This is a genomic window from Novosphingobium taihuense (assembly GCF_007830315.1).
Classification (GTDB): Bacteria; Pseudomonadota; Alphaproteobacteria; order Sphingomonadales; family Sphingomonadaceae; genus Novosphingobium; species Novosphingobium taihuense.
The window spans coordinates 109,386-128,815 of record NZ_VLKJ01000002.1; the positions used below are offsets into that span (position 1 = coordinate 109,386).

Genomic DNA, 19,430 nt, shown 5'->3' on the forward strand with positions numbered 1-19,430 from the left:
GCATCGATGTCCAGCACTGATCAAGACGTTTCCGCAAAAGGCGGTCTGCTTCCCGGCATGCTGGGAACGGGCGACATCATCTTCATGATCCTTGCCTGTGCCGCGCCGATGGGCGTGCTGGCGGGCATCATCCCGCTTGCGCTGGCGTTCGGCAATGGCGCAGGGATGCCCGGCACGCAGTTGATGATCAGCGCGGTCATGGTGCTTTTTGCCGTGGGCTACGTGCGGATGATCCCCCACGTTCGCAACGCCGGTGCGTTCTATGCCTACATCGCGGTCAGCCTGAACAAGGAGGCGGGCATCGCCGCCGCCTATACTGCGGTGGTGGCCTATATCTGCGCGGCGGCTTCGGTTCTCGGGGCGATGGCATTTTTCGCCTCGGACCTCGTCAAGACCGCCTTCGATATCGAGACGCCCTGGCTCCTCTGGGCCATGCTCGCCATCGCGGTGATCTCCTGGCTCGGTTATCGCAAGATCACCATGGCCGCCAAGGTGCTGGCTGTTGCCCTGCTTCTGGAGGTCGGCCTGATCCTGCTGGTCGACGCTATGATCCTTTATGATCGCGGCTGGGCCGGGCTCGATTTCAGCAGCTTTGCCCCCTCATCGATCTTCGCACCGGGCCTTGGCATCGCCGTGATCTACGCAATCAACGGCTGCATCGGGTTTGAGGCTACCGCGATCTATCAGGAAGAAGCGCGCGACCGGGAGCGCACGATCCCGCGCGCTACGTATGGCGCGGTACTGGTGCTTGGCACGTTCTACGTGCTCTCTGCCTGGTGCCTTGTCCTTGCGGAATCCCCTGCCCGCATCCAGCAGGTCGCCGCTGCCGACCCCGGGCGACTGGTGACCGGAATTGCATTCCGCTATCTTGGCAGCTTCGGGCGTGAGGCGCTGAATTTGCTGACGGTGACCAGCCTGTTCGCGGCGGCTCTGGGCTTCTTCAACAACATCGCCCGGTATTTCTTTGCCCTGTCACGTGATGGGCTGATCCCGCAAGGGTTGGGCCGGGTTCATCCCGTGCACGGCTCGCCATACAATGCCTGCAAGCTGCTTACAGCGGTGCTGATCACGATCATCGCGCTGTTCGCAATCGCGGGCCTTGATCCGCTGCTGAACCTTTCGACCAGCCTGTCCTCGATGGGTGCGGTCGGTCTGGAAATCCTGCTGACGGTCACCTCGCTGTCCATCCCGGTGTTCTTTGCGCGGCGCGGGGAGTATTCCCTCGGCAAGACTTTGGCCCCGCTGCTCAGCGGCGTGATCATCGGCATTGCCACGATCCTGTCACTGGCCAACTACCATGCGCTTACCGGAACGACGCTGCTGATCGTCAACAGCCTGCCGCTGCTGTTTCTTGTCACGGCCATGGCAGGAGTGATCCATGGCGGATACCTCCGCCGCAAGGCTCCGGACACTTATGCCCGCGTCGGCACCACGCAAGTCGAGGGCGATGTCGCCCCTGTTGCTGCCTGACCAACGATCAATCCCTTCAGGAGCTTTCCATGGCCACCGCTTTGAACGCCCGTCCCCAGACCCTGCCAAGCGGCCTGATCCTGCTCGACGGCAAGCTGGTCGAGCCCATCCGTCCGGACCGGATGATAACCTCGATCGATCCCGCCACGGGCAAGCCGATCATGCAGTTCCACGCCTGCGGGCCGGAGGATGCCGATCGCGCGGTGCAGGCAGCCCAGCGTTGCTTCGAAAGCGATGCCTGGCAGAACATGCGCCCGATCGACCGCGGCCGCCTTCTGGAAAAGCTTGCCCTGCTGGTCGAGCGTGACCGCGAAGAGCTGGCCGCGCTTGAATCGCTGGATAGCGGAAAACTGCTGTTCGTCACCAACGCGGTCGATCTTCAGTTCACCATCGATGGCCTGCGTTACTTTGCCGGCTGGGCCTCGAAGATCGCGGGCGAATATGTTTCGCATTCGCCGCTCATGCCCGAACCGGCGATCTATCGCGCCTATACCCAGCGCCGCCCTGTTGGCGTGGTGGCCGGAATCACGCCGTGGAACTTCCCCATCGGCCAGGCAATCCAGAAGATTGCGCCTGCCATCGCGTTTGGTTGCACGGTCGTGCTCAAGCCGTCCGAGGAAACCTCGCTCACCACGCTGCGCCTTGGCGAACTGATCGTCGAGGCAGGCTTCCCGGCGGGCGCAGTCAACATCGTTACCGGCTATGGCGCGGAAGTGGGCGCGGCGCTGGTGGATCATCCCGGCGTGCGCAAGATCGCCTTCACGGGTTCAACCGCCACCGGCCAGCGCATCATGGAATCGGCCGCCCGATCGATGAAGCGCGTAACACTGGAACTGGGTGGCAAATCGCCGTCAATCGTCCTGCCCGATGCGGATCTCGACCGCGCCATTCCGGGCGTTGCCGGGGCAATCTTCGCCAATTCGGGCCAGATCTGCACGGCAGGTTCGCGCCTGCTGGTTCATTCCTCGATCTATGACCGCGTGATGGAAGGCGTGTGTCGCATCGCTTCGGACATTCGCATCGGATCCCCGTTCGATGATGCAACGCAGATGGGCCCGCTGATTTCTGCCCGCCAGCGCGACCGGGTTGCCGGACTCGTCGCCAAGGGCCTCGACGAAGGCGCAACCGCGCTTGCCGGCGCACGTGTTCCGGATGGCAGTGGCTGGTACTACACGCCAACTGTGCTGGGCGGCGTGGAGCGGGACATGACCGTGATGCGCGAGGAAATCTTCGGGCCGGTGGTCTGCGCGATCCGCTATGACGACGTGGCCGATGCCATCCGCATCGCCAATGACACGCCCTTCGGCCTTGCCGCCAGCATCTGGACGCGTGACCTTGATCGTGCGCATCTTCTGGCAGACAGGATCGATGCAGGCACGGTCTGGCTGAACACGCACAACGTTCTCGATCTTGCCATGCCTTTCGGTGGCAACAAGCTTTCCGGGGTTGGCAGGGAATTCGGCAGCGAAGCGATGCAGTCCTTCACCGAACCCAAGGCGGTCTGCATGCGGTTTGATCTGCCTTCGGCAGGGTTCTGACCGATCAGGCCACCGCGCGAGCGGCGTAGCGTTCTGCCAGCATGACCCCGCCGATGACCAGCAAGGCCCCCGGCAACATGGCAAGCGTTACCCGCTCTCCAAGAAAGAGAACCGCAAGCGCGGCGGCAACAACCGGCAGGCCGTTGAAGAAATTGGCCGCGCGCGCTGGCCCGATGCGCACGATTCCGCCCATCCAAAGCAGCGGCGCCGCAATCGATGCAAGCACGGCTGCATAAAGCACGATCGGCAGATTGGCTGCATTCACGCCCGTCCGGTGTGAAAGCGCGAAAGGCACGGCCAGCACGATCGAAGCGCTTGTGGCCTGAAGTAACAGACAGGTTACCTGCGGCAAGGCGTTGCGCCATTTGCGGACCAGCGTGCTGTAAAGGGCAAAGCAGGCGGTGGCCGCCAGCATGAACGCATCGCCGGGGTTGATCCCTTGCGCGATCAGCCTTGCGGGGTTGCCCTGCGTCACCACGACCGCCACGCCCAGCAAGGAAACCAGGGCACCGATCCAGACCACGGGCGAGAACGTCTGCCGGAACAGAACCATGGCCAGGCCAAGCGCCATGATCGGCATCAATGCCTGGATCACCCCCATGTTGATCGCGCTGGTATGGGCGGCGGCCAGATACATCAGCGTCGGGAATAGCGCTGAACCCAACAGCCCAAGTACGGCTTGCCGACCAACGCTTTCCCGCACCTCAGCCCACTGCGCCTTCAGGGTTGGCAGGGCGAAGGGCAGGAGCACCAGCGCTGCGATCAGCCAGCGCCAGAAGGCGATCTCGGCCGCGCCGATAACCCCTGCCGAAGCCTTGGTGACAACCGCATTCCCGCCCCAAAGCAGCACTGCGGCAATGGGAAAGGCATAAGCGCCGCGCAGGCTCATCAGGCCCTGAAGCGTTCGAGCCGGTACGGCGTGGGATCGATCAGCGGCTTATCGCCCATCACCAGATCGGCCACCAGATGTCCGGCTGCTGGCCCTGTGCCAAAGCCGTGCCCCGAAAAGCCGGTGGCCAGCGTCAGGTTCGGCAACTTCTTCACGCCACCGATCACCGGGAGCGAATCCGGCGTGACATCGATCATGCCACCCCATTCCTGCGCGATCTTCGCCTTGGCGAATACGGGCCATGCTTCGATGAGATTGTGCATGGCCTCTTTGTTCAGCGCATGGTTGATCGCCGGAGACATGGTGCGCACCTTCTCGAACGGCGATGTGCCATCGGCCTTCCACCGACGCGGCAGGCCAAGGTCGGCAAAGAACTCCTTGCCAAACGAGACGCGGAGGTTCTTCCATTCGGCCTTGAGTACCGGAAGATAATTCATCCCGATCATCAGGTGATCGAGCGTGAGTGGCGCAAACAGCGCGCCGCGCTGGGTAATCGTGTACCCGCCGTCCAGCCGCTTGCGGAACGAAAAGTTGGAAGCTCCAACCGCGCAATCGGCAGGGCCTTCGAACGGCTCGGTCCTCAGCACCGCTGCAACAAGCGGCAACGTCAGCAGTTCAACCCCGTGATTGGCCAGAAAGCGGCGTGACCACACGCCACCTGCCAGCACCACATGATCGCAGGCAATCTCGCCATGTTCGGTCACCACGCCCGTGACCGCACCGCCAGTCTGGACAAGCGTACGGACGGCGCAATTCTCGATGATCACCGCGCCCTTGGCCATGGCCGCGCGGGCAATGGCGCTTGATGCCAGCTGCGGCTCGGCGCGTCCGTCCGATGGCGTGGTGATCCCGCCAACCCAGTCGACCGTGCCGCCCGGCACCATCTCTTCGATCTCACGGCGCGAAAGCATGCGGGAATCGAGCCCCGCGCCCTTCACCGTCTCCAGCCAGCCTTCGTGCTTGGCCATTTCCTCCTGCGTGCGCGAGACATAGGTGATGCCCGAATGGCGAAAGCCGCAATCGCTGCCGACGCGGGCCGGCATTTCGGCCCACATCCGCTCCGCCTCGATCGCCATCGGCAGGTCGGGGATCGAACGCATCACCTTGCGCACCCAACCAAGGTTGCGTGAAGATTGTTCGGCCGCGATCCGCCCCTTCTCCAGGACGACCACGGGCACGCCGCGTTCCGCCAGGGTGAGCGCCGTCGAAAGGCCGACGATGCCGCCGCCGATCACCACCACCGTGGTGCGCGGCGGCATGACGACGGACGTTTCGACCGGGTCGATCTGCGGCCCCATGCTCACAGCGTAATCTGGATTTCGCGAACGTTCGCCTTCGACGCACCGCGATAGGCAACCACGTCGATCTCGACCTTGTATTCGGTCGATCCCAGCGGCGGACAGGTCATTGTCAGCGTGGGATTGATGCCGCGCATGCGTTCGCCATAGGCCGTCATCACCGCCATCACATCATCCGGGAACTGCACGAAGACACGTGCCGAAACGACATCTTCCAGCACGGCATCGACCGAGGCCAGCGCCGCCGAGATATTATCGAGCACCTGGTTGGTCTGCTCGGCAAGATCGGTCGGGATTTCCCTGGTGCGCGGATTGCGGCCGGCGGTGTTCGATACGAAGATAAGATTGTCGACCGCCACGAGGCGCGAATAGCTGCCGTGTTCCTCGAACTTGTTGCCGGTCTTGACCTTGATGACTTCAGTCATTGTATTTTCCGTTCAATTGAATTGGGACGCCACAGCTCACTTGAGCGCGGGTTCGGTCCAGAGGTTGAGGCGTGTGCCGATCCCTTCGGCAATGGCCCGCCGGTAAACGTGCGTGCCCCAGGCCACGTCTTCCACCGCCATGCCGCCAACCGAGAGCATGATGATCTCGTCGTCATTCTGCCGACCCGGCGCATCGCCGGAAACGATCCGGCCGAGGTCTTCAAGACTTTCGCGCGCGATACGGCCTTCTCCGGCAAGGTCGAACCAGCGCACGCCGACGGCGGGAATGAAGCGGTGGACCGGCGCGGGCATTTCCTCCTCGTAGGCTTCGTAAAGCCCCGTGAAATCAAGCACCTTGCGGATCTCGGGTGCTTCCATGCCCTGATCGATGTTGCACGGGGCCGGCATCGAAAGAAATGTGCCGGGCCGCACCCATTCGCGGCGGACAGTCGGGTAGATCGAAGGATCGCCTGTGGCGACCGAGGCGCAGAAGGTAGCGATATCGGAATCGCGCACGGCTTCCTCCTCGGTGCCGACCACGCGCACCGTGGTGATCTGCGGGAACTTCTGCGCCACCCACGAGCAGAACGCCTCGAGGTTCGCCTGCCCGCGCCCCTTGATCTTGACCGTATCGATGTTCGGACACGTCGCCATGAACGCTTCAAGCGAGGTGCGAGCCATCACGCCGGGGCCGACAATGCCCACCACGCGCGAATCCTTGCGCGCCAGATGCCGCGCCCCGACGCCTGGCACGGCCCCGGTGCGGTAGGCCGAGAGCAGGTTGGCCGACATGTAGGCCAGCGGTGCCCCGGTATCGGCATCGTTCAGCACGAACGTGAGGATCGAGCGCGGCAAGCCCTTGTCGCGGTTCTCGATGTTCGATCCGTACCACTTCATCCCGGCGGTGCGGAAGCTCCCGCCAAGGTAGGCCGGCATCGCCATGAACCGGCGGTCCGTCGTCGGCTTGGGCATGTCGGGAAACGGGGAATCGTCGGGGAAGACGATGATCGCGCCGTGCTGGTTGTTGTTGCCGCCTGCCATGCGATAATCGCCGCGGTGCAGCAGGCCGAACATCTCTTCCATCGCATCGACGCAGGCTGGCATGTCGGTCACGCCAGCACGGATCATGTCTGGTTCGGACAGGTAGATGAAATCGATGGCTGGCAGCGCCGCGGCACGATCTGCAGAACTTGCCAAGTCGGCCAAAGCACTCTTCCCTTTGGATAAGGTGTTGACAGAGGCATCCGATCCGGAGACTTCATTGACGATTATCTGATCAGACACTCACGCCTCACTTTCCGCGCATTCCGGTGATTTTCCGGTATCGATCGCCGGATTTCCAAACTTTGGCGGTTTTCGGATTTCGCACAGGCAGAGTAAATTGCAGGTCGGGATGACCCCTTTGCAGAATCGGCCAACTCGGGGAGAAGAAACAATGACGGACGATGTTCGGGACAATACCGTCGAAGCGCCTGCCAAGGGCAGTCAGGCCACGATCCGCCTGCTGTTTCTCAGCGCGCTGTTCACCGCGCTCGAGGATGTTGGCCGCCGCATCGACCCGCTGTTGCGGGATCACGGCATGTTCCATTCGCAGCAGGAAACGCCATACGAACGCGTGCCGTTGCACCGCTATGTCGCCTTGCTGGAAAGCGCCGCCGCCAAGTTTGACCGCCCTTATCTTGGCCTTGCCATGGGGTCCTCGTTCGGGCTGACCGAGCTCGGCCCTTTCTATGCCTTGCTGCGGGCCTCAGGCACCTTGCGCGGTGCACTCGATTACCTCGCGCTGTTCCAGTCCCGGTTGCAGAGCCAGACACTTTTCGAAAGCACGATCGACGACGAAACCACGACCTACAGCTACCGCATTCAGGACGCCAAGATCTGGCCACGCGTGCAGGACGCAGAGTTTGCGATTTCGGGCTACGTCAATCTGGCCAAGCAGCTGACCTCGTCGAAGTGGAACCCGGTGGAAGTTCATTTCGAACACTCCATCGCCGGGCGGCAGGATCAACTGGTGCAGCATTTTCGCTGCCCGGTCCATGGCAATCAGATCGCCAACGGGCTGGTTCTGCGCAATGCCGATCTCGACATGCCCTTTGCCAGCGCGATCCCTTCCGAGGATCGCAAGCTGCGCACCATCCTCGAATGGCACCTGCTCGATCTGATGGGGCCCGAGGCCACGCCAAGCGACAGCTTCGTCGATCTCACGCGCGATGTCATCGCGCGCTGGCTGGGTCGAACCCATGTGGACTGCGCATCGGTCGCGGCGGAACTGAAGCTGTCCGAGCGCTCGCTGCGCCGACGCCTGACCGAAGAGGGCACGTCGTTCCGCGAACTCCTGCAGGAAGCCCGGCAGGAACGCGCCAAGACGATGCTTTCGAAGTCGGGAATTTCGCTTGCCGTGGCGGCCGAACAGCTCGGCTATTCCGACACGGCCGCCTTCTCGAGAGCGTTCAAGGAATGGACCGGGGTTTCCCCCGGCCGCTTCCTTCGGCAGGATGATCCGCCGGAATAGGCTTCAGAACAGAACGTCGAGCGTGAAGCCGATCCAGCGGCCCAGCACGATGACAACCGTCCACAGCGCCAGCGACAGGAAGCCGGAAACGCGGGCGGCGGCCGGGGGCGGCAGGTCCGTATCCCAATCCGCAATGCGGCGATGGGCGGTTGAATGGAAGATGGCCATGTTCACCCCGGCCAAGGCAATGGCCACAAGCTTGAGCTGGAATTCAAGGTTGGCGGCATAGGCAGGCGCGTTGGAAACGAACATCAATACGCCGGAAATCACGGCAAGGGCAAAGGCAACCCAGGTATAGGGCAGAAGCTCGCGGATCAGCCGGTCCGCGCTGCGGCGATGGGAAGCAACGCCGACAAGGCGCAGATCGACGATCAGGATCGTCCCGAAGACGAGCGTGATTGCCAGAACATGCAGGGATTCGATCAGCGGAAAGGCGTTGACGTTCTCGCGGATCGAAGCGGAAATCGGCAGGTCATAGATCTGCTGGAGCGTGGTTTCGAGTGACATGGGCGGGTATCTCCCCCTGAAAACTGGTGTGTGCTTGGGCGCTTGGCGAAAGGCTCAGGTGTAGGCGATGAAACGGCCGCAGAAGATCACGACCACCCAGACCGCCAGCAGCAGAAAGGCGATCGGCTTTGCCGGTGTCGCAGCATCACCTGCCTGCGCAGCCAGCAAAGGCCGCCGGAAGGCCAACGTCAGAACGAAGGCACCAAGTACCAGCGCCATCTTGACCCAGAAGATCGTGTTGCCCAGCGTACGCGCCGGCTCTGCCACGATCAGCAGCGTGCCGCTTGCCAGCAGGACGATCAGGGCTCGCCAGATCCACGGCAGATAGCGCCGCACGACATTGCCGGGTGCCTCATCCGTGGCGATCAGGCCCGCCAGGCGCAGTTCGGAAACCAGTGCCGATCCGATGACAACCGCAATGGCAAGGATGTGGATGCTCTGCACCGCAGGTATGACCCACGTGATATCACGAAAGGTCGTCGATATTGGCGTATCGTAAAGCCATTCCCCGAAGGACTGGATGAACATGCCTCATTCTCCCGAAAAACTGATGTGTGGCCATTGCGCCGTACCGGGCGCCTGCGTGCCCACGATCCATGCAGAACCCACGGCGGCAAACACAGATTGAAACGGTACGATACCGCGACACACGCTGGCGAAACGGTGTGCCATGGTGTTCAAAACGCTGCAGAAAGTGTGACACGCAGCGAACGCGGCTCGAGCGGGTGGAAGTGCAGATCTTCCGCGCCTTGGGCGCCCTCGCCATTCAGCCTGCTACGGTAATAGTAGTCGGCCGCGTTATCCTTGCTGCCAAGCAGGTTGAACACCTCCGCCCGCAGCGTCAGGTGCGAACCAAGTTGACGGGCAAGCGCCAGGTTGACCTGCGAATAGCCGGGGGAGCGTACCGAGTTGTCCTCGACCAGCGGATGCGCACCCAGCTTCCGCCAGACCAGACTGCCCGACCAGGGGCCGAAACCATCGACCAGGATTCCTGCAGATCCGATGAAGCCCGGCGCATCCTCGATAAAGCGGGTTGCCAGCGGCCCGTCGGTGTAACGCGCGTGGCTGAAGGCGAGGTTGCCGTTGATTTCAAGCCAGGGTGCCGGACGATACTGGGCAGTGAATTCCACGCCCCTGCGTCTGCTTGGCCGACCTGCCTCGGTCTGCCCCGCATCGGCTGAATAGGTCAGCTCTGAATCGAAATCCATGCGGAAGGCCGTTGCGGTAAGCGTCAGGCGTGGGATCACATTGCTGCGCACTCCCACTTCATAGCTGCTGGAACGGACCAGCAAGGGCGGCCGGACATAGCTGGCCTGCCCCTGCTCATCCTCGATCAGCCCCGCCCTCGCATCGTTGGAATGGAAGCCACGCCCGGCTGAAAGGTAGAATTCGGTGTGCTGCCACGGAGCCAGCACGACGCTCGCCTTGGGCTGGGCCAGAGTGGCGTTTTCACGACCCACCGTGTCGCGCAGCCTGTCCCGGTCGGTGGTACGGAAGTGATCCCCGCGCAAACCGATCACCGTGCGCAGCCACGGCGTCCACTGGGCGCGATGTTCCATGTAGGCCGAAACGCTCAGCTCATCGACGCGATTGTCGCGGTCGACCGAAAAGGGCACCCGCTGTTCGGTCGATGCAAGATCGACGTCGATCACATCGGCACGCACCTGCGTTCCAAACGTAAGGGTGTGGCTTGCGCCAAACGCCGTAAAGGGCACCCGCAGCGTTGCGCCTCCGCCGCCGATCCACCTGGCATCGTTCTGCGCGCGTTGGTCGCCACGTACCGGGTTGTCGAGATAATGGGTGAAGTTGCTCCACAGCGTCATGTGCTGGCGCACGCCATAGGCGGACATCTCAAGGTCGCATTCACCCAGTTCCTGAGCCAGCCTGAACGACAGCGAATAGCGCGAGGCCTTTCCTCCGTCGCTGGGGTCCAACGAGCCGAACCGCCCGATCAGACCCGCTTCGACCGCGCGCAAGGGCTGGTCTGTCGTTGCGTTCCACCTGCCGTCGTAAGCCATCGCCGTTATCGATGCGCCGCTGGCCTGGGTGCCGGTAGACCAGCGCAACACGGCGTTGAACCGGCGCAGGCGGTCAGGATTGTCCCATGGCCCATCGAGGCGAAAGTGCTCTGCTGCGGCCAGCAGCCTGCTGCCGCCGGGCAAGTCGGTCGATCCGCCCGCAAAGACGCGCCGGTCGCCCACGGTTCCCGCCCCCAGACCTAGCGTCAGCGGCATCGTGTCACGCAACCAGAGATGCGCGCTGCCGACTGCCGCAAAGTCACCTTCGGATGCAAAGTAGGCACCCTTTGTATAGTCGATCCCGCCGATCATTTCCGGCAGGAGGAAGTTGACGTCGGTGTAGCCCTGGCCATGGGCGTGGGTGCGCTGGTTGACGGGCATTCCGTCAATCCAGGTGGCAAAATCGGTTCCGTGATCCAGGTTGAACCCGCGCAGCAGGTGCTGGTTCGCCTTGCCCTCGCCACTGTGCGACGTGACCGACAGGCCGGGTATCGATTCCAGATACTGGCCGACGCGATAGGCCGGGCGCTGCTCTATCTCCTGCCGGGTAATCGATCCTTCGCTGGCAGTTGCGGCCACGCCTATCATGTCGAGCTTCGAAGCGGTGACGACGATCTGCCCTCTGGCACCGTCGGCAGCATCGTCCTCTTCAGCCCTGACCGCAGCAGGAAAAAGGACCAGGGTCAGAAGGCACGTCCCCCGGAGCAGGCGTGACGCGCTAGATGACGCTCTTGTGGCATCTTGCATGTGGATTCTCCCCAAGGCTGACAGTCAGCCAATGCCCTCGGGGTTGTCCGCGATGATCACGCAGACAAGTTACGAACGGTTTGCAACGGCCATGGCCTGCCGGAGCACTCACCCCCTTCACGCAGTTCCGTCACAGGTCCATTTGACAAAACCTTTTAATTTCATCGTGATAGAGTTGTGTAACGAGGGTGTAACTGCCCGGTTACCGGAAAAATCTACGGCAATCCTGTCAATCCGGGCACACTTGCGACGACGCCGAAGGATGTGCGTTCCGGGAGGGACCCAAGTGAAACTGAAATCCGCTGCTCCACTTCTGCTTGCCCTGGCTTCGGCAGGTTGCAACAACCAACCGACGCCGGTGGCCTTTGATGTAAAGGCGCTCATGGCCACGCAGGTGCAACCAACGGCCGAGACCTACTGGAATTCGGTACAGTACATTTCCGATGCCGCCGGATCGCGAAAGATTGAACCCAAGACCGATGCCGATTGGGCGCGCACGCAGGAAGCCGCCGCCAAGCTGCGCGAATATGGCGAAAAGATGAAAAGCCCCGCCGTCTCGGCCGGGCGCGGAACCGACTGGGCCGATTACGCGCAGGGCCTCACCGATATTGCCACACAGGCCGAACAGGCCGCGAAAGAGCGCAATCCCGACAAGGTCTTCCAGATCGGCGGATCGATCTACAACGTGTGCAGCGCCTGCCACGAGGTCTACATGCCATCACCCGGTGGCGGCAGTCCTGCCGTAGCAGGGGCAACTGCCGCGGAAACACCCGCGAAGTGATCGGGAAGCCGGGCGACCGATGGCCATGCTTGCCGGTCCTTCCGGCTCTGGCCCTGCTCGCGCTGATAATCGTCCTCGCGCCCGACAGCGCCTTTGCGCATGACGTGGCGCGCAGCGACCGGGCTTTCGTCCAGACGGTAAGCGGGCCGGCATTCTTTCCGTTCTTCTATCTCGGTGCCAAGCACATGGTGACGGGGTACGACCATATCCTGTTCCTGCTTGGCGTGGTCCTCCTCCTGCGTGCCTTCCGCGATGTGGTGCTGTATGTTTCGATGTTCACCATCGGCCATTCAACCACCCTGCTCCTGGGCGTGCTGACCGGCATCGGCGCGAATGCCCACATTGTCGATGCGATCATCGGATTGTCGGTGGTATACAAGGGTGTCGACAACCTCGGCGGCTTTGCCCGTCTCGGTCTGCGCCCTGATCAGCGCCTCGTCATCCTTGTCTTCGGCCTGTTCCATGGCCTCGGGCTTGCCACCAAGCTGATCGATCTGGCGATGCCTGCGAATGGCCTTCTGACCAATCTTGTTGCCTTCAACCTTGGCGTCGAAACCGGGCAGATCCTTGTTCTTCTGCCCCTTGTCGCCCTGCTTGGCCTGTGGCGCAGCGGGGCTTCGTTCACCAGTGCCGCCCGGCTGACCAGCGCACTGCTCGTCGCCTGCGGGCTCATCATCATGTTCCAGCAAACATCGGAGTACATAGCCTCATGACCAGCGAACCGGCTGACCGGCCATCACGCCGCGCGCTCTTCTGGGGGACAGCCATCGCTCTGGCGGCAGGTGCCGCAGCAGTAGTGCTGTTCGTCCTCCCCGCCGAGACCGGCATCGATCCGACAGGCTTCGGGAAAAGCAGCGGGCTCTCGTCGATGGCAAATCCACAGGCCGATGAGGCCCTGAAGCGCGGGCAGCAGCACCCGGACGCCTTCACGCCCGGCAATGGCACGCAAGCGGCAGAACCGGGTCCGAAGGACCGCTTTACATACGAGCTTGCACCTTACGAGGAGATCGAGCTCAAGTACGTGCTCGACAAGGGCGCACCCATCACCTTCAGATGGAAGGCCGATGGCCCACTGAACTACGATATGCACGCCCACCCGTTCGAAGGCGGCGAGGCTCTGACCGAAAGCTACGCCGTTACCCGCGCCGACCAGCAGGCCGGGCGCTATGTCGCCGCCTTTTCCGGCATCCATGGCTGGCATTGGCAGAACCGCACGCTTTCGACCGTGCGCATCACGCTCGACACTTCGGGCAGGATCAGCGGCTCAAAGCTGTTCGGCCCACATGGCGAGCAGGATCGCGCGCTGACACCGCCAGCAAGCTGATCCCGGATTGCAGCCAAAGGAAAGGCCGCAGCAGTCGCGCACCGCTGCGGCCTTCAAGGTATCTGCCAGCCCTGTCTTTCGGCAAGGCTGGCAGAGAGAGAGCCGTCAGAACTTCACTTCTGCGTTGATCCCCACCGTGCGGGGCTGGGAATAGTTGAACCAGTTCGTGTTGTAGCTCGTTTGGTTCCAGAAGCCGCCGCCGATCACGCCGCGCTTGTTGGTCAGGTTCTGCACATAGGCGCTGAGCGTCAGGTTGCGGATCTCGAGCGAGGCATTGAGATCGAACTGGACATAGCCCGGATAGGTCGCCCGCAGCGGAGCCGCTGCCTCGAACGGCACGAACTCACCCTTGCGCTCGCCCACGTACGTCGCCGCGCCGCCGAACGAAAGCTCGGCCTCTTCATCGACCATCGTCTTGTAATCGAACGAGAAGCGGCCCGAATGCTGGCTGGAGAACGGCAGGCGATCGCCCGCTTGCGCAAAGAAGTTCGCATCGACGAATTCCTCGCGGAGCTTGGCATCGACGTAGGAGTACCACGCGCTCAGCGTCAGGCCGTCGGCCGGGCGCAACGAGAACGAGGCTTCGAAGCCGCGGCTGCGGGCACGGCCGGCGTTGCCGTTATAGGTGAACACATCAAGCACCTGGACGATCTGGATGTCCTTCCAGGTGATGTTGAACACCGAAAGGTCATACGAGAACAGGCCATTGGCGAACTGGCCCTTGGCGCCCACTTCGTAGTTCACCGTCTTGTCCGGCTTGAACTGGCACGGAACATTGGCCGGCAGCGCCAGCGGGCCACAAACTGCATTGGTGCCACCGGGACGATAGCCGGATGCCAGACGGCCATAGATCATGTGATCGGGCGAAGGCTTGAAGCGCGGCGAGATCTGGTAGGTGAACGCGCTGCCGCTGGCCTGCGGACGGTTCGTGGCTTCGACTGGCGGGTTCGGATAGGGATCGAACTGGAACCACTCGTGGTGGAACATGTCCTGATCGTTGTGGCTGTAGCGACCGCCGAACTGCACGTCGAATTGATCGGAAAGACGCACGGTCAGGTTGCCGAAGCCTGCATACTCCTTGAACTTGATGGTATCGCGCCAGACGATGATCGTGCCGCGCTGTGGGCCGGTGCCATCGTTGATCGGGACACCCAGCGTGGCGCCCGTGGCCGGATCGACAGCATAGTTGTCAAGATCGTAGTTCGCGTCTTCGTTGGTGTAGAAGCCGCCGACGATCCAGTCGACGTTGTCGCCGAACGAACCCGAGAAGCGGGTTTCGTGCGAAACCTTGTCGACATTGTAGCCTTGACGAAAAACGTCACCGATCGGGCTGATTCCGGGAAACAGGATCGGGAAGATCGGCGCAAACTCGACCAGCGGCGAGGCGGTGAAATCAAGGAAATCGTAATTCTGCGCACGTGAGTAGGCCGTGATCGAGGTTACGTCGATTGCGCCCAGTTCCGCCTTCAGCTCGGCCGTGTACATCTGTGTTTCAGAGCGGCTGCGGCCCGAACCGATCTGGTCGGTCTGCTTGTAGAGCGAACCGGTCGTGATATCGACGTTGGACGAGCCATAGATATCGCGAATCTGGTAAAGGCCGCTCAGCTTCAGCGAGAATGCATCCGAAGGCTTCCACAGCGCCGAGACGCGTCCGCCCCAAACCTTGGAATTGTTCGCATCCTTGACGCCACTGCGGACGTTGTCGATGTAGCCCGCTTCCTTGCGCACGAACGCGCTGCCGCGAACCGCCAAGGTTTCACCGACCGGAACATTCAGCGCACCGCGCAGGTTGTAGCCCGCCTCGCCACCTTCCTTGATCAGGTTTGCACCGGCGGCAACCGAACCGCTCAGGGCCTTGGTGTCCGGATCGACCGTCACGTACTTGACAAGGCCGCCCATCGAGCTTGCCCCATAGAGCGTGCCTTGCGGACCACGCAGCACTTCAACGCGCTGGAGATCGGAAGGATCGAGATCCGGTGCAGATCCGAACAGGCCGCCCTGCCCGGTCGAAGCTCCGAACGGGGCATCGTCGATGGTGTAGCCCACCACCGGGTTGCCGCTGACAGGGCCGGTGGAAATGCCGCGAATGGAAAGCTGGGCGCGGTTGTTCTGGAACTGCAGGTTCACGCCCGGCACGCTGGCGAAGAAATCCTGCGCCTTGGTCTGGTTCTGGGCGATCAGATCGCCACTGCCGACGGCAGTTACCGGCACCGGCACATCGCGCAGGCGCTCCTCGCGCTTCTGTGCCGTCACGATGATTTCATTGGCACTGCCGGTGTCCTCGGCCGCCGATTGCGCCGCTGCCGGCGATGCCAGCAGGGCCAGCGCGACCATGCCGGACAAGGGCACGGCCGTGCATTTCAGTACTTGCTTGAACTTGCCACTCATTACGTTTTCCCCTTCACGTCTTTATTCTGGTTTTGGAATTGAAGTGCTCGCCATCGGCGAAACCCTTGGTCTGGCGGGCCGCTGGCTCCGCCGGCGCCACCACAGCAGCACGCCGGTCATCGAGATGCCGACGACGATCAGCCCGAATATCGAAACGGCGATCTGCCAAGCGCGTCCGCCGATGGCCGCCACGTGCAGCGCAATGATCCAGCTGGTCACCGTGTTGCCTGCGCGCTGTCCGGTCGGCAGTTGCAGCCCCAGCATCCGTCCGGTGCTTGCATCGATGGCCAGCGTTGCCGCGGTCGCGGGGGAGTCCGTCTCCGTCGGATTGCCCTGCGCGTCCAGCAGGTCACGCGATGTGTGCATCAGGAAGAAATAGACGCCCAGATCGCGCCGGTATTCGATGGCGGCTGCTTTGCCGAGCGTGAAGCCTTCTGCCTTTGCCGCTTCGGCGAAATAGCGCTGGCCCAGTTCCGCCGCCTCGAACCAGTCAATCGGCGGATCGATCAGGGGCACCGGCAGCGGCGCGCGCGGCGGCAGTTCCTGAAAGTGCTCGTACGGTGCGAAAAGCTTGAGGAAGCTGCCGTAATAGCCACCAAGGTTCAGGGCAAAGCCGGTCACCGCGAACATCATCAGCAATGGCCATAGCCACAGTCCGCTCGCGCGGTGCCAGTCCAGCAGCAGGCGGTTGCCGTTCGCCCCCTGGCTGATTTTCCACGATGTCGCCCAGCGCTTGTGGAATGGCCGGGGCTTGTTGCCGGCCTTGCCCCGCTTCACTTTCGCGGGCAGCGTCAGGTACAATCCCGTCAGGCTCGCCACCGCCCAGACCAGTCCCAGTACCCCGATCATCAGGATGCCGATGCCCAGCGGGAATATCAGAGCGTAGTGCAGGTAATAGAGGAACGATGGCACACCCTGCGGGCGCAGCGTCGGTTTGCCGATGATCCTCTGCCCCAACCTTTCGCCGGTGTAGGGATTGGCGAAGACCTCGTCATAATCGATCACTGAGACTGCGCCCGAAACCGGGTCGATGGCGGGCATCACGCGCGAGAACAGCGGCTCATCGGGCCTTTGCGGGAACTGCAGCGAGAAGACGTGCGCGCGCGGGTCTTCTTCCTCGAGCCGCGCACGGATCTTCAGTGCATCGGCGATCGTGACCTCCCTTGCCTGCGGAGCGACCACACGCATCCGTGAATTCAGGACGCGCTCGAGATCGTCGTAGAAGGCAATCACGCTGCCCGTCGCAGCAATGATGATCAGGAAAAGCGCAAGCAACAGCCCGAGGTAACGGTGAAGCGTCACCGTCAACTCCCGGATCTGACCTGCCTTTGCCACTGCCCTAAAACCCCCGGTTCAAGATCATGACGCGCAGCAGCCTGCAGCCGGGAAATCGCGCATGCGCGCGTCCCGGTTTCCCGATCCCGCATACGCGGTCCGGAGTGCCAAAACTGTCGTCATCAGGCGCCTGGCGTTAAGCCATCAGCCTTGTCTCGAGTTTGTCATGACCCCGCGCTGGCGGTATTGCGGCGGCGGTCCGATAGATTGTATTTTCGGCCAGAGGCAAAAAGGGTGGCCGCTTTTGATGGCTTCGAGCGCCTTTGTTTCCAGCTATTCCGGCCGCTCGCCCACCGATGGACCGGCGCTGGCAAGTTCGGCCTCGTATTCAGCAAGAGCTTCGGCGGCGATGCGCGTGGAGTCTATTCCGGCGGGAATTCCGCAGTAAACGGCCACCTGCAGCAGGGCCTCCCGGATTTCCTCGTTCGTCAAGCCATTGCGGCGCGCGGCCTTCACGTGAAGGCGCAGCTCGTGCGGGCGGTTGAGCGCGCTGATCATGCCAAGGTTCAGCAGGCTGCGCTCCCGCCGCGAAAGGCCGGGACGGGACCATATCTCACCCCAGCAATAACTGGTCGAAAGCTCCTGCATCGGCCGGGTGAAATCATCGGCCCGCGCCATTGCATTTTCGACATAGGACGCGCCGAGCACGTCCTTGCGCAGGGCAAGGCCACGCTCGAACCGATCTTCGTCACCGACCTTGCCCACGCCTATGCCCTTTCGTGTTGATGGCAGGTCAGACCCCGCCGACCAGGCAATACTTCACGTTCATGTAATCGGCCAGACCGTGGCTCGATCCTTCGCGGCCAAAACCGGATTCCTTGATGCCACCGAACGGGGCGACCTCGGTCGAGATCAGCCCGTCGTTGACCCCGACCATGCCATATTCCAGCCCTTCCATCATCCGCCACTGGCGTGCGGCATCTGCTGTGAAGACATAGGCGGCAAGGCCGTAGGGCGTATCGTTGGCAATGCGCAGAGCTTCGGCCTCGGTATCGAACCGCAGGACCGGCGCGACAGGTCCGAAGATCTCTTCGCCCGCAATCGTCATGCCCTCGGTCACGCCTGCCAGCACCACCGGAGGGTGGAACGCGCCATCGGCGGGAACGGCATGCACTTCGCCAACACGCCTTGCGCCTTCACCCACCGCCTGTTCGACCAGTGCCGATACACGTTCAACCGCACGCTCATCAATCAGTGGGCCCATGGCCCCTGGCGATGCCACGCCATCATCCACCTTCAGTGCCGCAACTGCAGCTGCCAGCTTCTCGACAAAGGCATCGTGCACCCCTGCCTGAACCAGGAAACGGTTGGCGCATACGCAGGTCTGGCCAGCGTTGCGGAAACGCGAAGCCATTGCTCCGGCAACGGCAAGATCGACATCGGCATCGTCGAACACGATGAACGGCGCATTCCCGCCCAGCTCAAGGCTCAGCCGCTTAACCTGCCCGGCAGCCTTGGCCATGATGACCTTGCCCACCTCGGTCGATCCCGTGAAGCTGATCTTGCGTACCAGCGGATGGGTGCAGAACAGGTCACCTATTGCGGAAGACTTGCGCGCCGGGGCCACGCGGAACAGGTCTTCGGGCACGCCTGCCCGGTGCGCCAGCGTTTCCAGCGCCAGTGCCGAAAGCGGCGTGGCTTCGGCCGGCTTGACCACGATCGAACACCCCGCCGCCAGCGCCGGAGCCACCTTTCGGGTGATCATCGCCAGCGGGAAATTCCACGGCGTGATCGCGGCACAGGTGCCAACCGGCTGCCGCAGCGTCAGCACGCGCTTGTCTGTCGCAAATGTCGGGATGACCTCGCCATAGGCGCGCCGCGCTTCTTCGGAAAACCATTCGATGAACGAAGCGCCGTACTTCACCTCGCCCCGCGCCTCGCCCAGCGGCTTGCCGCTTTCAAGCGTCATCAGCAGCGCAAGGTCCTCGCCGTGCGCAACCATCAGGTCGTACCAAGCGCGCAGCACGTCGCTGCGCTGCTTGGCGGTGCGCGCGCCCCATTCGCGGCGCGCCACATCGGCGGCATCGATCATCGCGGCGGTCTCGTCCACGTCATAACGGCGGACCATCGCCACCAGCGCGCCATTGGCGGGATTGAGCACCCGCAGACCTTCGTTTGCATCCAGGGTTTCCGGACGCAGCAGTCCGAGGGCAGAATCTGCCGTCATGTCATTCGCCTTGATAGTATGATTGTCGGGG

At 62.6% G+C, this 19,430-nt stretch carries 17 protein-coding genes; 6 read left to right on the top strand and 11 right to left on the bottom strand.

Annotation, left to right across the window (positions count from 1 at the left end):
• The first annotated feature begins 6 nt into the window (after positions 1-6).
• Complete coding sequence (locus tag IQ25_RS05520; RefSeq protein ID WP_144903489.1) at positions 7-1,470, top strand: APC family permease; 1,464 nt, start codon at positions 7-9, stop codon at positions 1,468-1,470.
• 29 nt (positions 1,471-1,499) lie between these two features.
• Entirely contained in the window at positions 1,500-3,008 is a 1,509-nt protein-coding gene (locus IQ25_RS21135) for an aldehyde dehydrogenase family protein (RefSeq protein WP_181447189.1), read from the top strand.
• Between the two features lie 4 nt (positions 3,009-3,012).
• On the opposite strand, the gene IQ25_RS05525 is transcribed toward IQ25_RS21135, so the two are convergent.
• From IQ25_RS05525 to IQ25_RS05540, 4 genes are read right to left on the bottom strand one after another with little or no spacing between them, the layout of a single operon-like run.
• Positions 3,013-3,897 (bottom strand): DMT family transporter, encoded by an 885-nt coding sequence (locus IQ25_RS05525; protein ID WP_220094522.1) that lies wholly within the window; start codon positions 3,895-3,897, stop codon positions 3,013-3,015.
• Positions 3,897-5,195: an NAD(P)/FAD-dependent oxidoreductase gene (locus tag IQ25_RS05530; protein ID WP_144904188.1), complete on the bottom strand. Its 1,299-nt coding sequence runs from the start codon at positions 5,193-5,195 to the stop codon at positions 3,897-3,899. Before IQ25_RS05530 ends, IQ25_RS05525 begins: the two co-directional genes overlap by 1 nt.
• Positions 5,196-5,197: 2 nt before the next feature.
• Positions 5,198-5,620 carry a Rid family hydrolase gene (locus tag IQ25_RS05535; protein WP_144903492.1) on the bottom strand — a complete coding sequence of 141 codons (423 nt, stop codon included), beginning with the start codon at positions 5,618-5,620 and terminating at the stop codon, positions 5,198-5,200.
• 36 nt (positions 5,621-5,656) lie between these two features.
• Positions 5,657-6,826 (bottom strand): tyramine oxidase subunit B, encoded by a 1,170-nt coding sequence (locus IQ25_RS05540; protein WP_258536957.1) that lies wholly within the window; start codon positions 6,824-6,826, stop codon positions 5,657-5,659.
• A 229-nt stretch (positions 6,827-7,055) separates the two neighbouring features.
• Here IQ25_RS05540 and IQ25_RS05545 point away from each other — a divergent pair, with 229 nt between their 5' ends.
• Positions 7,056-8,132, top strand: a complete 1,077-nt coding sequence (locus IQ25_RS05545; RefSeq protein ID WP_144903495.1) for an AraC family transcriptional regulator — start codon at positions 7,056-7,058, stop codon at positions 8,130-8,132.
• A 3-nt stretch (positions 8,133-8,135) separates the two neighbouring features.
• On the opposite strand, the gene IQ25_RS05550 is transcribed toward IQ25_RS05545, so the two are convergent.
• From IQ25_RS05550 to IQ25_RS05560, 3 genes are all read right to left on the bottom strand, one after another.
• Positions 8,136-8,639 carry a DUF6644 family protein gene (locus IQ25_RS05550; RefSeq protein WP_144903498.1) on the bottom strand — a complete coding sequence of 168 codons (504 nt, stop codon included), beginning with the start codon at positions 8,637-8,639 and terminating at the stop codon, positions 8,136-8,138.
• A 54-nt stretch (positions 8,640-8,693) separates the two neighbouring features.
• Entirely contained in the window at positions 8,694-9,167 is a 474-nt protein-coding gene (locus IQ25_RS05555) for a DUF6644 family protein (protein WP_144903501.1), read from the bottom strand.
• Positions 9,168-9,316: 149 nt separating this feature from the next.
• Positions 9,317-11,404, bottom strand: a complete 2,088-nt coding sequence (locus IQ25_RS05560; RefSeq protein ID WP_144903504.1) for a TonB-dependent receptor — start codon at positions 11,402-11,404, stop codon at positions 9,317-9,319.
• 286 nt (positions 11,405-11,690) lie between these two features.
• Between IQ25_RS05560 and IQ25_RS05565 the strand changes: the two genes are divergently transcribed.
• Genes IQ25_RS05565 through IQ25_RS05575 form a run of 3 tightly spaced genes read left to right on the top strand, consistent with a single transcriptional unit; the run spans position 11,691 to position 13,509 of the window.
• On the top strand, positions 11,691-12,185 hold the full coding sequence (locus IQ25_RS05565) for a hypothetical protein (protein WP_144903506.1): 495 nt from the start codon (positions 11,691-11,693) through the stop codon (positions 12,183-12,185).
• Positions 12,186-12,214: 29 nt separating this feature from the next.
• The gene (locus IQ25_RS05570; protein WP_144903509.1) at positions 12,215-12,898 is read left to right on the top strand and encodes a HupE/UreJ family protein; all 684 of its coding nucleotides are present in this window, start codon (positions 12,215-12,217) and stop codon (positions 12,896-12,898) included.
• Positions 12,895-13,509, top strand: coding sequence for a hypothetical protein (locus IQ25_RS05575; RefSeq protein WP_220094523.1), 615 nt, complete (start codon positions 12,895-12,897; stop codon positions 13,507-13,509). Before IQ25_RS05570 ends, IQ25_RS05575 begins: the two co-directional genes overlap by 4 nt.
• Before the next feature lie 105 nt (positions 13,510-13,614).
• Here the strand turns inward: IQ25_RS05575 and IQ25_RS05580 are convergent, their stop codons facing one another.
• The 4 genes from IQ25_RS05580 to IQ25_RS05595 form a co-directional block, all read right to left on the bottom strand.
• Positions 13,615-15,897 (bottom strand): TonB-dependent receptor, encoded by a 2,283-nt coding sequence (locus IQ25_RS05580; RefSeq protein WP_144903512.1) that lies wholly within the window; start codon positions 15,895-15,897, stop codon positions 13,615-13,617.
• Positions 15,898-15,918: 21 nt separating this feature from the next.
• On the bottom strand, positions 15,919-17,199 hold the full coding sequence (locus IQ25_RS05585) for a PepSY-associated TM helix domain-containing protein (RefSeq protein WP_158637672.1): 1,281 nt from the start codon (positions 17,197-17,199) through the stop codon (positions 15,919-15,921).
• A 306-nt stretch (positions 17,200-17,505) separates the two neighbouring features.
• Positions 17,506-17,937 (bottom strand): carboxymuconolactone decarboxylase family protein, encoded by a 432-nt coding sequence (locus IQ25_RS05590; protein ID WP_144903518.1) that lies wholly within the window; start codon positions 17,935-17,937, stop codon positions 17,506-17,508.
• Positions 17,938-17,965: 28 nt separating this feature from the next.
• Positions 17,966-19,399 carry an NAD-dependent succinate-semialdehyde dehydrogenase gene (locus IQ25_RS05595; protein WP_144903520.1) on the bottom strand — a complete coding sequence of 478 codons (1,434 nt, stop codon included), beginning with the start codon at positions 19,397-19,399 and terminating at the stop codon, positions 17,966-17,968.
• Positions 19,400-19,430 lie beyond the last annotated feature (31 nt).